The organism is Streptomyces sp. NPDC017676 (assembly GCF_044329325.1).
GTDB lineage: Bacteria > Actinomycetota > Actinomycetes > Streptomycetales > Streptomycetaceae > Streptomyces.
Window position 1 is genome coordinate 267,421 of sequence record NZ_JBIRJA010000010.1, and the last position, 15,308, is coordinate 282,728.

Sequence of the window (15,308 nt, forward strand, 5' to 3'; positions counted from 1 at the left end):
AGTGCGTCAGGAGCCGGCAGACGTGCCGCCGCACGGCACCGCCCGCGACAGCTCCGGTTCGCCGAACTCCGCCCGCAGCGCCTGGAACGCGGTCACCTTCTCCTCGCCGAAACGGCGGACGTGGGCGGCGCACTCGTCGGCGGTGAGGAACGCCGATGGGCGGGACTTGGTGTGGAACTTGTCCGCGTACATCACCAGTCGCTCCTCCTCCGTCACCGCCAGGTAGTCGGCGGGAGGCAGGGGGAGACCCTGGCTCAGGACGTCGTGCCGGGTGAGGCCGACTCCGGTGTGGTGGGAGCAGAACCGGCGCAGCGGCTCGGGGAAGCCCTCCTGCTCCAGGATCTCGTGGCCGAGCAGTCCGTGCCGGATGTACTGCGCGTGGTCCAGCCGTCCGTCGGCGTCGTAGAGGCGGTAGACGCCGATGTCGTGCAGGAGGCAGCCGGCGCGGACCAGATCGGCGTCGAGGTGGCCGAGGCGCGGGGCGGACAGGAGCTGCCGGGCGACGCTCCAGACGATCTCGCAGTGCGTGTGGACGAGGGCGAACGCCTCGGCGGTGGGCGCGTACTTCTCGTGCAGCGCACGGATCTCGTCGGGTCCCGGAATGCTCATCCGGCGAGCGTAACAACCGCCGTGGAGCCGACCGTACGGCCCTCCCGCCCTGCGTCGGCCCGGTTCCGCCCTGCGCCGGCCCGGCCTCTCCGGTCCGGGCCGGCCCGGGTCAGCCGATCGAGCACTCCTTCACACTGAGCGGCCTGGTGCTGCCGGCCGGTCTGCTGCACAGCACCTCCGTCTCCGAGACCCCGCGAGGGGTTCTGCGGACCCGCTTGATCACGATGCTGTGGCCGCGCCGTTCGCCGTACAGCGGTGCGTCGGTGAAGTCGATCGTCCCGGTGGCCATCCCGTCGAGCTTCACGCCCCTGAGGTTCACCCAGGTCGCCGCGCGGCTCTGGCGCACGTCGCCGAGGCTGGCCGCCCAGTACAGGGCACGCGTGGCGTCGTGGGCGAGGGCCGTCTGGCCGCTGGCGAAGTCGGCGGAGTCGTACGTGACCTTCTTGCCCTCCAGCCAGGGGAGGTACTTGGCGGCGTCCTCGTAGAAGGCGGTCGTGGACGCGGCCTCCCGCAGCTCGGCCAGGGCGGTGTGGTAGAGCGTGATCCTCGGGGCCACGCCGTCACGGCCGCCGGTGCCGGAGAACCTGGCCTTGCTCAGGTCGTCGCCGGTGAGGATGGAGATCTCCCGGTCCGCGCAGCCCGGTTCGGTGCCCAGCTGGGTCATCAGCGGGCCGATGTCCTCGACCCGTCCGGCGAAGTAGATCACCGAGGGAACGTTCTTCGCCCGGCAGATGCTCCCCGCGCGCTGCCGCAGTTCGGGCTTGCCGTTCGCCACCCGGTAGCGCTCCTGGGGCAGCATCCGGAACCGTTCCCGGAGCAGCATCTTCCCGCCGTAGGCGGCCTGTTCGCTGGTGTAGCGGTCCTGCGAGTCCTTCGTGTCGCGGGCCAGCACCAGCGCGTACGGGTCCTTCTCCCGGGCCCGCAGCTGCCGGGCGACGAAGCCGAGCGCCTCCGCCTGGTGCTCGTCGGGAGCCGCGAGGCTGAACCAGTTGGAGAACCGCTTCGGCAGGTAGGTCGCCGAGTTGGTGCCGGAGACGATGGGCAGTCCCACCTCGTGGAGCCGGCGCGTGACGTAGGTGCTGCTCTGCAGGTCACGTCCGAAGCCGACCACGCCGACGACGGTCGGGTCGCGGTCGGCGTACCGGGCGATCGCGTCCGCCGCCACGCGCTGCTGCCCCATGTCCACACCCGCGTTGGCGAGCAGCACCCGGAGTTTCACCGTGTAGTTCTCGTTGACCACACGCTGCGCCAGGTACACGCCGGCCAGCTCCTCGGCGCCCTTGACGAGGGAGGAGTCCGTCGCGGAGGAGCTCAGTGGTCCGGCGTACACCACGGTGACGTACGTGCCGGGGTGGTGGTGCAGCACGTCGGCGTTCTCGGCGCGCACCAGGTCCTCCAGCTCACGCATCCTCCTGCCGTCCCCGTCGGCGCCGCCCGCGAGGTACGCGCCGAACCGCACGTCTCCGGTGGCTATGCCGACGCACTCCGTGCCGCCGCCGGGCGCGGGACGCCGTACGGTGTCGCGATCGGCGCTCACCAGGCCCGCCGAGCAGTAGGCACGGTGCAGTTCGAGGGAGTGGACGACACCCGCGGTGCCGGCGAGGACGAGGACGAGGACGAGGCTGTACGCCGACCACACCACGCGGGCGAGGGCGGGCCGGTGCCTGGCCCGCACGCACCGCCAGTCCGTCTGCCGCAACTGCACCAGCTCGTCGCGGGGCAGCGGCACCCTGAGCACCCAGGGCAGGGCGTTCGTCCGGCTCGGCGACTGGTCGGCCCGGAGGTTCCCCGCCCACTCGTCGTACCAGTGCCGCAAACGCTGCTGGAGGCGCAAGGGCTGCGGCCGGCCGGCCGGTGGCTCCGCGTCCGTGCCGCGGTCGAGCAGCGCCGCGTCGCCCGCCGCCATGCCCCCCACGATCAGCAGCGGGTCCAGCTCACTGCGCCGGCTGCGGACGTCGCTCACCGCCCTGATCAGTTCGACACCGCCGTTCTCCCGGCTGATCCGGCGCAGGAACAGCACGGGCGGACGCGTCCGCTTGAGGCCCCGCAGATCCCAGCTGGCGCGCCGGTGGTTGTCCCGCAGGTCCTCGAACAGCGCCAGCACGTACAGCTGGAGCGGGAACGGGCCGCCCTCCCGCATCGCCTCGGCCACGTCGTAGGCGCGGGCCGCTATCGCCCGCCACGAGTTGACGGGCCGCAGCAGCCGCACGCTGGTCGACCGGCGGCGGGCGGCGGACTGGAGGAACGTCGTGGTCAGGAACCACCGGCTCTCCGTGCGCAGCCACAGGAAGAGGGGGGCGCGTCCGGGGACGTGGTTGAGGCCGGCGAGCAGGATCATCAGCCCGATGCCCGCCAGAGCGGCGACGTACCACTCGGGGCGGGTGAGCAGCGCGGTGAACGCGCCCAGGATGCCCATGGGCAGGAACTGCTGGACGTCGTTGAGGAGCAACTGCCGGTGCCAGCGCGAGGGCCTGCGGGGCCGCCAGCGCTGCCGGGCCAGGATGCGCAGCAGGTGCGTCTGGGCCTGCTCCCGCTGCGCGTTGCCGTCCGGTGTGCCGGCGGGGGCGGTCGGCCAGTGCTCGCGCATCTCCGGGGCGTCGGTGGCCTCCTGGAGGGCGCGGACGAGGTTGAGGCGCGGGAAGGAGTAGGGCCGGTAGGCGGCGGAACGGCCGCCCCACTTCCGCCAGTCGCCGAGGTCCCACAGGAGCCGCGTGGCCCTGGCCAGCGGGTCGACGTCCCCCGGCTGCGGCTCGGTCGGGGCGACGGCCAGGCGCGTCCCGTGGCGCTGCTGTCCTTCGCGCAGTTCGTCGACGAGTTCGGTCACGCGGTCGTCGTCCGCGAGGTCCTCGGCGTGCAGCACGATGACCGGCATCGGGCGATCGCTGGTCCGGAAGTCCTGGATCAGGGACTCCAGCTGCCGCTGGACGTCGATTCCGGCCTCGGTCGACATGCCCGGGTGATCACCCGGGCAGTCCTGAAGGAAGCCGTGATCACGGCCGTGCATGGACACCCCCCGTGGTCTGAAGACACATGTGTCACAAGCGCTCTTGAGGATATCGCCCAGCAGTGACAACCGCTCCCGGCGGAACGCCGCACGGGCGCCGGCACGGTGGGGGCTGTGCCTCTTCAGCGAGGGGAGGGGTGCGCTCTGACGGGGGCTCAGGAGCCGCTGCCCTACGGACCCGGGTGTGGGCGCGTGCCTGGGCGGGGGCGTACCCGGAGCAGATCCGGGCGAGCGATCAGGGGAGTCGGGGAAATTGGGGAAGCCCGACGGTGCCGGACTGCGTCGGCCTGCGGAGGTGCCGGACGCCCTCGGCGGCACCGGCCGTCAGCGGCCCGACGGGATCATTCCCGGCGGTGACAACCGCTCCCGGCGGAACGCCGCGCGGGCGGTGGCGCGGTGGGTGGCTGTGCCTCTCCACCGGGGGGAGTCGTGGGGGTCCGGGGAGACCGACACTCGCCTGGCGTCGGCATGCGGGGGTGCCGGATGTCCTCGGCGGCACAGGCCGTCAGCGGCCCGACGGCACCAGTTCCCGTACCCGCCGCGCCGGCGCCGGGCGCACGGCTCGCGCGTTGCGCCACAGCCACAGCACGTCCCGTCCGAACGACCACACCAGCGAACCCAGCGCCAGCAGCACGATCGTGAGGTTCGCCGCGTGGGGGAGCAGCTCCGCGCCCGTGACCAGCAGGCAGACGCCCTGGATCGCCGCCACGGTCTTGCGGGCGAACGACGGCGGCAGCGGCGCCGTCAGCCAGGGCGCGAGCCGGGCCGCGGCGACGAACGCGTAACGCATCCCACCGATCAGGAGGACCCACGGTCCGAGCTGCGCCGACACGTACACGCTCAGCACCAGGATCAGGAACGCGTCGACCTCCATGTCGAAGCGCGCGCCGAGCGCGGAGGAGGTGCCGGTGCGGCGGGCGACCTTGCCGTCCACGCCGTCCAGCAGCAGGGCGACGGCGGTCAGCGCGACCAGCAGCGTCACCGGAGGCGCGCTCTCGAAGGAGTCCGCGACCAGCGCGGTCACCCCGCCGACCAGGGTGGCCCGGCCCAGCGTGACCCGGTTCGCGGGGCCGAAGGAACGCAGCCGGGAGCGATGCAGGGCACGCGAGAGGACCGCCCAGGTGGCGAACGCGAAGGCGAGCCCCGTCAGCCAGCCGACCGGCCCCATGCCGATCGCCGAGCCGAGCAGGGCCAGCAGCAGGATCTGCACACCCGCTCCCACAGCGGTCTCCTGCTGGAGCCTCGCGTCATACGTGTTGTTCAGGGCCACCGCACACCCTCCGGCCGAGTGACAGAGTCGATCAACGCCGCGTACTGTGCGCGGCCTGTGCACAACTCGGTACGTGAACAACTTCCCGATCGTTCAGGAGGATGCCGATGAACCGGTCGGCCCGCGCGTTCTGGCTCCGCTCGCCCGGCCACGGGGAGCTGCGCGAGGTCACCCTCGCGGAGCCCGCCGAGGACGAGGTCCTGGTCCGGGCCCTGTACTCCGGAGTCAGCCGGGGCACGGAGACCCTCGTCTTCCGGGGCGGCGTGCCGGAGAGCCAGCACACCGTGATGCGGGCGCCGTTCCAGGAGGGCGACTTCCCGGCACCGGTGAAGTACGGCTACCTCAGCGTCGGCGTGGTCGAGGCGGGCCCGGCCGCACTGAAGGGCCGTACCGTCTTCTGCCTGTACCCCCACCAGAGCCGTTACGTCGTTCCGGCGGGCGCAGTCACCGTCGTGCCCGAGCGGGTGCCCGCCGGGCGGGCCGTGCTCGCCGGGACCGTCGAGACCGCCGTCAACGCCGTGTGGGACGCGACACCGCTGCTCGGCGACCGGATCGCGGTCGTCGGCGGCGGCATGGTCGGCTGCTCGGTCGCCGCGCTGCTCGCCCGCTTCCCCGGCGTCCGCCTCCAACTGGTCGACGCCGACCCGGCCCGCGCCGAGACCGCCGAGGCGCTCGGCATCGACTTCGCCGCACCGGCCGACGCCCTCGGCGACTGCGACCTCGTCGTCCACGCCAGCGCGACCGAGGCCGGCCTCACCCGGTCCCTGCAACTCCTCGCCCCCGAGGGCACGGTCGTGGAACTGAGCTGGTACGGCGACCGGCGCGTGGCCCTGCCGCTCGGCGAGGCCTTCCACTCCCGCCGGCTCACCGTGCGCGGCAGCCAGGTCGGCACCGTCTCCCCGGCCGCCCGGTCCGGCCGTACCTACGCCGACCGGATGGCGCTCGCCCTGGACCTGCTCGCCGACCCGGCGCTGGACGCGCTCATCACCGGGGAGAGCGCTTTCGAGGAACTCCCGGACGTGATGCCCAGGCTGGCGTCCGGTGAGATCCCCGCACTGTGCCACCGGATCCGGTACACGGAGACCGGCCTGACCTGAGAAAAGAGTGAGGAACGGCTGAACACGGGGAAGCGAAGAGCCGTACTACACGGCATCCCCCGGCGGGCAAGGCGGGGGACCAGACGCGCCGCACCTGGAGGGTCGTCCGTTGTTCAGCATCACCGTCCGCGATCACATCATGATCGCCCACAGCTTCCGCGGCGAGGTCTTCGGACCCGCGCAGCGCCTGCACGGCGCCACGTTCCTCGTGGACGCCACGTTCCGCCGCGAGCAGCTGGACGAGGACAACATCGTGGTCGACATCGGCCTGGCCACGCAGGAACTGCGTACCATCACCGCGGAGCTGAACTACCGCAACCTCGACGACGAGCCGGAGTTCGCCGGCGTCAACACGTCCACCGAGTTCCTGGCCAAGGTCGTCGCCGACCGGCTCGCCGAGCGGATCGCGAAGGGCGCGCTCGGCGAGGGCGCCAAGGGCCTCGCCGGGATCACCGTCACGCTCCACGAGTCGCACATCGCCTGGGCGAGTTACGAGCGTGGCCTGTGACCGACCTGACCGTGGAGCGGGCCCGCCTCGCGTACGTGCCCGCGCAGCCCAGCGCCGCCCCGAACGCCGGAATCATCCCCATGTCCCTGCGCAGCGTGCACTTCGTGATGCCGGGCGGCGTCGACGACCCGGCCGCACCCAGCGGCGGCAACGCCTACGACCGCCGGGTCTGCCTGGACCTGCCCGGCTTCGGCTGGCAGGTCACCCGCCACGCCGTACCCGGCACCTGGCCGCGCCCGGACGCCACCGCCCGCGAAGCGCTCGCCCGCACGCTCGGGAGCCTCCCGGACGACTCCGTCGTCCTCCTCGACGGCCTCGTCGCCTGCGGAGTCCCCGAGACCGTCGTCCCCGAGGCGCGGCGCCTGCGCCTCGCGGTCCTCGTCCACCTCCCCCTCGGTGACGAGACCGGCCTGGACCCGGCCGTCGCCGCCGACCTGGACGCGCGCGAGCGGACGGTGCTGCGGGCGGTGCCCGCGGTGATCGCCACCAGTGACTGGGCGGTCCGCCGGCTCGTCTCCCACCACGGACTCGCCCCCGACCGGGTGCACGTGGCCGCGCCCGGCGCCGACATCGCGCCCCTCGCACCCGGCACCGACGGCGTCTCCCGGCTGCTGTGCGTGGCCGCCGTGACCCCGCGCAAGGGCCAGCACCGGCTGGTGGCGGCACTCGCGGCGGTCCGGGACCTGCCGTGGATCTGCGAGTGCGTCGGCGGCCTCGGCCACGACCCCGACTACGTGGCCCACCTGCGGGAGCTGATCGCCCGGCACGGTCTCACCGACCGCCTGCGCCTCACCGGCCCGCGCTCCGGCGCCGACCTCGACGCCTCCTACGCCGCCGCCGACCTGATGGTCCTCACCTCCTACGCCGAGACCTACGGCATGGCGGTCACCGAGGCCCTCGCCCGGGGCATCCCCGTCCTCGCGACCGACGTCGGCGGACTGCCCGAGGCGGTCGGCCGCGCCCCGGACGGCGGGGTGCCCGGCATCCTCGTCCCGCCGGAGGACCCCGCCGCGCTCGCCGCCGAACTGCGCGGCTGGTTCGGCGAACCCGACGTGCGCCGCCGCCTGAAGGCCGCGGCCCGCGGCCGCCGCGCCGCCCTCGACGGCTGGGCGACCACCGCCCGGAGCCTCGCGGCGGTCCTCGGCCGCCTTCCGGAACGACCGAGGAGGACGGCGTGAGCGGGCACGAGCACGGAGGCGAAGAGGCGGCTCCGGTCCGGGGGCGGGCACACGGACGCGGCGACTCCGCCTCCGCTTCCGCTTCCGCCGACGACAGGGGAGGGCAGTCCGTGAGCGGGGTGCGGGACGGTGAGGCCATGGCGGTCCGGCCGGGTGCGCGCGAGCGGGTTCCGGCTGGGACGGGGCCTGGTGGAGGGGGGTCCGTATGAGTGGGGTGCGGGACGGTGAGGCGGTGCCCGCGCGGGCCGGCTCGGGCGGGCTGATTCCGGCTCAGCCCGGGCCCCGCGAGGGCGAGTCCGTGCGGGGAGTCGCGCGTGCGCGGAGCGAGGAGGTACCGGTCGTGGAGATCGTGGGCACAGGGCTGGGCGCGGAGGCGCTCGACGGAGAGACCGGTGCCGGGGGCCCCTCCGGGGCGTGCGAGCGCGGCGGCACGCCGGGGACCGGGCCGACCGGTGCCGGCGGCTCCGCCGGTGACGGCACCGCCGGTCCGGTCATCGCCGGTGCCGGGCCCGTCGCCCGTCCCGGCGAGCGGTCCACCGTACGACTGCGGGACGCGCACCAGGAGGAACCCCCGCGGTACGCGCCCGAGTGGCTGCAACTGCGGGAAGTCGCCGACGCGGCGGCCCGCGCGCAGGAACTGCTCGACCCGCTGCGGATCCGGCTGGCCAACCTGCCGGGCCGGTGCGGCGGACTGGTCGTGCACGACCTGGGCTGCGGCACCGGCTCGATGGGCCGCTGGCTCGCACCCCGCCTCGACGGCGCCCAGCACTGGATCCTGCACGACCGCGATCCCTACCTGCTGCACTTCGCCGCCGTGGCCTCCCCGCGCTCGGCCGCCGACGGCAGCCGCGTCACGGTGGAGACCCGGCGCGGTGACGTCGCCCGGCTCACCCCGGACGCGCTGACCGGGGCCTCGCTGGTGACCGCGTCCGCGTTGCTCGACGTGCTCACCCGGGAGGAGATCGAGGCCCTGGCGGACGCCTGCGTGGGCGCCGGCTGCCCGGCTCTGCTCACCCTCTCCGTCGCGGGACGCGTCGAACTCGCCCCCGAGGACCCGCTGGACGCCGAGATCGCCGAGGCGTTCAACGCCCACCAGCGGCGCGGCGGGCTGCTCGGCCCGGACGCGGTCACCGTGGCCTGCGAGGCGTTCGCCGAGCGCGGGGCGACGGTCCGGGTGCACGCGAGTCCGTGGCGGCTCGGCGCCGAGGAGGCCGCGCTGACCGAGCAGTGGCTGCGCGGCTGGGTGGGCGCCGCCGTCGAACAACGGCCGGACCTGGGCGACCGGGCCGAGACGTACCTGAGCACCCGGCTCGCCGCCTGCGCGGCCGGCGCGCTGCGGGTCACCGTCCACCACACCGACCTGCTGGCGCTGCCCCGGCCGAGGGGCGCGGCGGCGTGAGCGGGAGGACGACGGCAGCGGGCACGAGGGTGCCGGCGGGGGCGGACACGGGCACGTACGCGGGTACGACACCCGCGGAACCGGCAGGCAAGGACACCGGCACGTCCGCGCGTACGGCAACGGCTGGCGAGGACACCGGCACGCACGCGCGTACGGCACCCGCGGAACCGGCAGGCGCCGTGCCCCACCCGGCTCCCTCTTGCCCGCCCATGACGCAGGCACAGGCAGAGGCACAGGAGCAGGCGCTCCGCGCGGACGCGACGCCCCCGCAAGCGCCTGCCGCCCCCCGGCGCCGCGACTCTCGTACCCTCCGTACCCACGTCGGCACCCTCGTCGGAGCCGGTATCCTCGGCGCGCTCCTGTGGCGGCTCGGTACCGGCGCGCTGCTGGACGGACTGCGGCGCATCGACGCCGTGACGGTGCTGGCGGCGCTGGGCGTCGGCGTGGTCACCACCGTGTGCAGCGCGTGGCGTTGGCAGCTGGTGGCCCGGGGTCTGCGGCTGCGGCTGCCGCTGGGAGCGGCCGTGGCCGACTACTATCGGGCGCTGTTCCTGAACGCGGCCCTGCCCGGCGGAATCCTGGGCGATGTGCACCGGGCGGTCCGGCACGGGCAGAGCGCGGGTGACGTCCGGCGCGGGGTGAAGGCGGTCGTACTGGAGCGGGTCGCGGGGCAGGTCGCCCTGGCCGTGGCGGGCGCGGCGGTGCTGCTGACCCTGCCGTCGCCGGTGCGCGCCGAGGTCCGTGGCTTCGCCCCGCTCACGGCGCTGGCCGCTGTCGGCGCGCTGGCCGTCGTACTCGCCGTACGGATGAACCGTCCGCCGGCCCGCCGGCACGGCGCGCTGCGCCGGACGCTCGGCGAGGCCCGCCGGGGACTGGCGTCCCGGCAGAGCGGGCCGGGTGTCGCACTGTCCTCCGCGGTCGTCCTGGCCGGGCACCTGGTCATGTTCGTCGTGGCGGCCCGGGTGGCCGGCTCGGCCGCGCCGGTCGCGGTGCTGCTGCCGCTCGCGGTACTGGCGCTGCTGGCCATGGGGCTGCCGCTGAACGTCGGCGGTTTCGGCCCCCGCGAGGGCGTCACCGCCTGGGCGTTCGGCGCGTCGGGACTCGGCGCGGACACCGGTGTCGCGGTCGCCGTCGTCTACGGCGTACTGAGCTTCGTGGCGAGCCTGCCCGGCGCCGTGGTCCTGCTCCTGCGCTGGTACGAGACCCTGCGCGCCGAGCCCGCCACACCGTCCGCCACCCCCGCCGCCGGCGACCGCCCGCCGACCGGGGCCGCCCCCACGGGTCCCGGTCGGCAGGCGGCCGCCGGCAGGAGTCAGTCCCGGTCCGGCGCCGAGGTGAGCAGCCTGAAATACGGCTCGAAGGATTCCGCGAGGCTCGCCAGCAGTTCCTTCCCCTTTTCCGCCGAACCCAGGGAAGGACGGCCGATGACACCCGATTCGGTATAGGCGGACATTCCCACGGTGAGCAGATGGCGACGGTCGTCGGCGACGAAATCGGCGGACTCGTGACCAGGGCGGACGAATTCGGGGTGAGCGTGCAGCAGAATCGAGGTCTCGATTTCTCCCGCGTGCATGTCGGTGAGCAGCGAGGTGACCACCCCGGACCGCTCCCGCGCCGCCTCCCAGTCCTCGGCGGCCGGGAACAGCGCCATCCGCTCACCGCGCGCGGAGGCCTCCTGGACGACGTTGCCCAGCACGTAGTTGCCGCCGTGCCCGTTGACGACGACCAGCGCCTCGACGCCCGAACGGCGCAGCGACGCCGCGATGTCCGAGACCACCGCGTGGAGGGTCACGGCGGAGATGCTGACGGTCCCCGGCCAGGCCGCGTGCTCGTGCGAGCAGGACACGGTCACCGGAGGGAGGAGGTGCACCGGGTACGCGGCGGCGATCTCCCGCGCCACGGCACAGGCGACCAGCGTGTCGGTCGCCAGCGGAAGGAACGGACCGTGCTGTTCGAAGCTCCCGACGGGAAGGACGGCGACCTGTGTTGACACGCCCGCCCCCCGGGTCCGTACGTCCTCGGTGGTGTCCGTCGGCACCACGCCGCTCACCACCCCGTACGTCGCCGTCCGCGCGCCCGAACCACTCATCTTTTCACGGCCTTTCGTCTCTGCTTAGGAATCAGATCATGACAGAAAACACCGGCGTCAACATCGGCGTACTCGGCAAGAAGTCCCCGCGGCGTTCCGGCGCGGAACGCGTCGTGAATGCACCGCTGCCCACCGTGTACGGGAAATTCCAGGCGGTCGGTTACCTGGACCACGACCGCGGTGACGAGCAGGTGGCCCTGGTGTACGGCGAGATCGGTACCGAGAACGTGCTGACCCGGCTGCACTCGGAGTGCCTGACCGGGGACGCGTTCGGCTCCCGGCACTGCGAGTGCGGGGACCAGCTGGAGGCGGCTATGCGTGCGGTGGTCGCCGAAGGCAGCGGCATCGTCGTCTACTTGAGGGGGCACGAGGGCCGCGGCATCGGTCTGCTCGCCAAGCTGCGCGCGATGGCGCTCCAGGCGGAGGGCCTGGACACGGTGGAGGCGAACCTCGCGCTCGGCCTGCCGGTCGACGCCCGCGACTACGGCGTGGCCGCCGAGATCCTGCGCGACCTCGGGGTGCGCTCGGTACGGCTGATGTCCAACAACCCGCGCAAGCGGGAGGCGCTGGTCCGGCACGGCGTCCAGGTCGCCGAGCAGGTGCCGCTGCTGATCGAGCCGTGCGAGAGCAACATCACGTACCTGCGGACCAAGCGGGAGCGGATGGACCACCACCTGCCCCATCTGGACGCCGTCGCCCACGGCTCCTGAACGCCGGTCGCCGGTTGGGCGGGCCGGGTTCCGGAAAGGATCAGGCGACGGGCGTGCGGCACGGTGGAGGAGGCGGCGTGAACCTTCGGGCCGAGGTGGTCGTCGTCGGCGGCGGGGTGATGGGCACGAGCATCGCCTGGTACCTGGCGCGGGCCGGGGTGCGGGACGTCGTCCTCGTCGAACGGGACGAACTCGCCGCCGGCTCCACCTCTAAGGCCGCCGGGGGAGTACGGGCGCAGTTCTCCGACGAGCTGAACATCCGGCTGGGGGCGCGCAGCCTGGAGGCGTTCGGCCGGTTCGAGGAGGAGGTCGGGCAGGACATCGGGCTGCACCGGGTCGGCTACCTGTTCCTGCTCTCCACGCCCGGTCAGGTCGCCTCCTTCGAGGCGGGGGTGCGGTTGCAGAACTCCCTCGGGGTGCCCAGCCGCCTGCTCACCCCACAGGAGGCCCGCCGCCTCTCCCCGCTGATCCGCACCGACGGCCTGCTGGCCGCCGCGTACTCCCCGGACGACGGCCACTGCACCCCGGAGGCCGTCGTCCACGGCTACGCGAGCGCCGCCCGCGCCCACGGCGCCCGCATCCTGCGCCACACCGAGGTCACCGGCATCGAACTGCGCGGCGACAGCATCACCGCCGTCAGCACGACCCTCGGCCGGATCGAGACCGGCACGGTGATCTGCGCGGCCGGCGCCTGGTCCCGGGCGGTCGGCGCCATGGTGGGCGTGGAGCTGCCGGTACGGCCGCTGCGCCGGCAGATCGCCGTCACCGGACCGGTGCCGGGCCTGCCGCCCACGCTGCCCATGACCATCGACTTCACCACCAGCCTCTACTTCCACCGGGAGGGCCCCGGCCTGCTGCTCGGCATGTCCGACCCCGACGAGCGGCCCGGCTTCGCCACCGACACCCACGACCGGTGGATCCCGCGGCTCGCCGAGGCGATGCGGCAGCGCGCCCCCGCCCTGCTCGACCTGCCCCGCACCGGCGGCTGGGCGGGCCTGTACGAGAACACCCCCGACCACAACGCCCTGATCGGCGAGGCGCCGGACGTGTCCCGGTTCCTGTACGCGACCGGCTTCTCCGGGCACGGCTTCCTCCAGGGCCCGGCCGTCGGCGAGGTGATCCGCGACCTGTACCTCGGCCGCGTACCCTTCCTGGACATCAGCCCCCTGAGCGCCGGCCGGTTCGCGGCCGACGCCCCGCGCCCGGAGGCCAACCTGGTATGACCGAGCTCCACCTGTGGCTGCGCCACGAGCCCCGTACGACCGAACGGCGCACGCCCGTCGTCCCCGCCGACGCCCGCCGGCTGGTCGACAGCGGGATCACCCTCACCGTCGAGGAGTCCACGCAGCGGATCTTCCCCATCGAGGAGTACGAGGCGGCCGGCTGCCGCCGCGCCCCGGCGGGCTCCTGGGTGGCGGCACCCCGCGACGCCGTGATCCTCGGCCTGAAGGAACTCCCTGACGAACCGGCGGAGTTGATCCACCGGCACATCTTCTTCGGGCACGCCTACAAACAGCAGCCGGGCGCCGCCGGGCTGCTGCGCCGGTTCACGGCCGGCGGCGGGGCGCTGCTGGACCTGGAGTACCTGGTGGACGACGAGGGCCGCCGGCTCGCCGCCTTCGGTTACTGGGCGGGGTATCTGGGGGCCGCGCTCGCCGTGCTCCAGCACCGGGGCCGGCTGACGGCACCGCTGACGCCCACGACGAAGGACGACCTGGACGCCGTACTGCGGCCGGCGCCCGGGGACACGGAGTTCACGGCGCTGGTGATCGGCGCCCTCGGGCGCAGCGGGCGGGGCGCGTCGGCGGCCTTCGGCACGGCGGGTGTCGAGGCGACCCGCTGGGACCTGGCGGAGACCCGCGACCTGGACCGGCGGGCCCTGCTCGGGCACGAGGTGATGGTGAACGCGGTCCTCGCCACCACCCTGGTCCCGCCGTTCCTGCGCGAGGAGGACCTGGACTCCCCGGCCCGCCGGCTGCGCACCCTGTGCGACGTCACCTGTGACGTCGGCTCCCCGTTCAACGTCCTGCCGGTCTACGACCGTACGACGGACTGGACCGAGCCCGTGCGCCGGCTGCGCAAGGAGCCGCCGCTGGACCTGATCGCCATCGACAACCTCCCGTCGCTGCTGCCCCGGGAGTCCAGCGTCGACTTTTCGGCGGCCCTGCTGCCGCAGCTGCTCGCCTTCGGCCCGGGCGGCGCCTGGGGCCGCTGTCTCGACCGGTTCCACCAGGCCTGCCGTGAACTCGGCACCGAGCAAGGGGAGTCGTGCTCATGACCGACCGTGTCCCGGCGAGCGGAACCGTCCACTGGGTCGGCGCCGGACTGTCCACCGGCAGCGGGCTCGCCGGCCTGTGCCGTACGGCCGGCCGGGTCCTGCTGTGGCACCGCACCGAGGACCGCGCGGCCGAGGCGCTGGCCGGCCTCGGCCTGACCGGACGGGCCGAGCCCCGCGCCCTCACCGCCCCGGCCGCCCTCGCCGCAGCGCTGGAGCCCGGCGACGTCGTGGTGTCGATGCTGCCCGCACCGGAGCACGCCGGGCTGCTGGCCGTCTGCGTACGGGCCGGGGCGCACTTCGCCTGCTCCAGCTATGTGTCGCCGGAACTGCTGGCCCACACGGAGGCGGCTCAGGCGGCGGGCCTGGTCGTGCTCACCGAGACCGGCCTGGACCCGGGCATCGACCACCTCTTCGCGCACAGCCTCATCGGCCGGGCCCGGGCGCGCGTCGGCGAGCACACCCCGGCCTCCTACCGGCTCACCTCGTACTGCGGCGGCGTCCCGGCCGTGCCGAACGACTTCCGCTACCGCTTCAGCTGGGCGCCGCTCGGTGTGCTGGGCGCCCTGCGCTCGCCCGCGCGGTATCTGGAGGACGGCGTCGAGACCACGGCCGACCGGCCCTGGGAGGCGACCCGCCCGCTCGTCCTGGACGGCGAGACCTTCGAGGCGTACCCCAACCGCGACAGCGTCCCCTTCGTCGCCCAGTACGGCCTGCCCGCCGCCTGGACCCCGCGCACCTTCGTCCGGGGCACCCTCCGGCTGGACGGGTGGCTGAAGGCGTGGGAGCCGGTCTTCGAGGAGCTGACGACGGACGACGACGAACGGATCGCCGCGCTGGCGCGGCGGCTGGCGGCGGCCCACCCGACCACGGACGCCGACCGCGACCGGGTGGTGCTCTCCGTCTCCCTCAAGGTCGACGCGGGCGAGGGCCGGCACTGGACCGGCGCCTACCTGCTCGACCTGACCGGTGACGCCGAGGAGTCCGCGATGGCCCGCTGTGTCTCCCGCCCGCTCGCCCTCGGTGTGCGGCACATCCTGGACGGCAGCCTGCGGGCCGGTCTGCACCGGGCGGCGGAGACCGCCCAGCGTGCGGACCGTTGGCTGGCCGAACTCGCCGACGACGGGCTGGAGTTCACCCTGACTCTGGGCCAGTAGCCGGCCGCTGGG

Annotated in this window: 12 protein-coding genes and 1 pseudogene; 9 read left to right on the top strand and 4 right to left on the bottom strand. The window is 74.0% G+C overall.

Annotated features, from left to right (window positions below; genetic code table 11):
• Positions 1–6 precede the first annotated feature (6 nt).
• The 3 genes from ACH4LD_RS23525 to ACH4LD_RS23535 form a co-directional block, all read right to left on the bottom strand.
• The gene (locus ACH4LD_RS23525; RefSeq protein WP_398053712.1) at positions 7–609 is read right to left on the bottom strand and encodes an HD domain-containing protein; all 603 of its coding nucleotides are present in this window, start codon (positions 607–609) and stop codon (positions 7–9) included.
• A 109-nt stretch (positions 610–718) separates the two neighbouring features.
• Entirely contained in the window at positions 719–3,559 is a 2,841-nt protein-coding gene (locus ACH4LD_RS23530) for an ABC transporter substrate-binding protein (RefSeq protein WP_398053713.1), read from the bottom strand.
• Positions 3,560–4,118: 559 nt separating this feature from the next.
• Positions 4,119–4,883: a CDP-alcohol phosphatidyltransferase family protein gene (locus tag ACH4LD_RS23535; protein WP_398053714.1), complete on the bottom strand. Its 765-nt coding sequence runs from the start codon at positions 4,881–4,883 to the stop codon at positions 4,119–4,121.
• 107 nt (positions 4,884–4,990) lie between these two features.
• Here ACH4LD_RS23535 and ACH4LD_RS23540 point away from each other — a divergent pair, with 107 nt between their 5' ends.
• The 5 genes from ACH4LD_RS23540 (at position 4,991) to ACH4LD_RS23560 (ending at position 10,510) form a co-directional block, all read left to right on the top strand.
• Positions 4,991–5,980 carry a zinc-binding alcohol dehydrogenase gene (locus ACH4LD_RS23540; RefSeq protein ID WP_398053715.1) on the top strand — a complete coding sequence of 330 codons (990 nt, stop codon included), beginning with the start codon at positions 4,991–4,993 and terminating at the stop codon, positions 5,978–5,980.
• Between the two features lie 109 nt (positions 5,981–6,089).
• A complete protein-coding gene (locus ACH4LD_RS23545) occupies positions 6,090–6,488 on the top strand; it encodes a 6-carboxytetrahydropterin synthase (RefSeq protein WP_132782667.1) in 399 nt (132 codons plus the stop codon).
• Positions 6,485–7,666: a glycosyltransferase family 4 protein gene (locus ACH4LD_RS23550; protein WP_398053716.1), complete on the top strand. Its 1,182-nt coding sequence runs from the start codon at positions 6,485–6,487 to the stop codon at positions 7,664–7,666. Before ACH4LD_RS23545 ends, ACH4LD_RS23550 begins: the two co-directional genes overlap by 4 nt.
• A 493-nt stretch (positions 7,667–8,159) precedes the next feature.
• Entirely contained in the window at positions 8,160–9,065 is a 906-nt protein-coding gene (locus tag ACH4LD_RS23555) for a class I SAM-dependent methyltransferase (protein ID WP_398054117.1), read from the top strand.
• 209 nt (positions 9,066–9,274) lie between these two features.
• Positions 9,275–10,510: a lysylphosphatidylglycerol synthase transmembrane domain-containing protein gene (locus ACH4LD_RS23560; protein ID WP_398053717.1), complete on the top strand. Its 1,236-nt coding sequence runs from the start codon at positions 9,275–9,277 to the stop codon at positions 10,508–10,510.
• On the opposite strand, the pseudogene ACH4LD_RS23565 reads toward ACH4LD_RS23560, so the two are convergent.
• Positions 10,396–11,154: pseudogene (locus tag ACH4LD_RS23565) on the bottom strand (creatininase family protein); the annotation flags it as partial. The gene ACH4LD_RS23560 and the pseudogene ACH4LD_RS23565 overlap by 115 nt on opposite strands.
• Positions 11,155–11,192: 38 nt before the next feature.
• Between ACH4LD_RS23565 and ribA the strand changes: the two are divergent.
• From ribA to ACH4LD_RS23585, 4 genes are all read left to right on the top strand, one after another.
• Complete coding sequence (ribA, locus tag ACH4LD_RS23570; RefSeq protein ID WP_103813321.1) at positions 11,193–11,864, top strand: GTP cyclohydrolase II; 672 nt, start codon at positions 11,193–11,195, stop codon at positions 11,862–11,864.
• A gap of 77 nt (positions 11,865–11,941) precedes the next feature.
• A complete protein-coding gene (locus tag ACH4LD_RS23575) occupies positions 11,942–13,087 on the top strand; it encodes an NAD(P)/FAD-dependent oxidoreductase (RefSeq protein WP_398053718.1) in 1,146 nt (381 codons plus the stop codon).
• On the top strand, positions 13,084–14,142 hold the full coding sequence (locus tag ACH4LD_RS23580; protein WP_398053719.1) for a saccharopine dehydrogenase: 1,059 nt from the start codon (positions 13,084–13,086) through the stop codon (positions 14,140–14,142). Before ACH4LD_RS23575 ends, ACH4LD_RS23580 begins: the two co-directional genes overlap by 4 nt.
• Positions 14,139–15,296 (top strand): saccharopine dehydrogenase family protein, encoded by a 1,158-nt coding sequence (locus ACH4LD_RS23585; RefSeq protein ID WP_398053720.1) that lies wholly within the window; start codon positions 14,139–14,141, stop codon positions 15,294–15,296. Before ACH4LD_RS23580 ends, ACH4LD_RS23585 begins: the two co-directional genes overlap by 4 nt.
• Positions 15,297–15,308 lie beyond the last annotated feature (12 nt).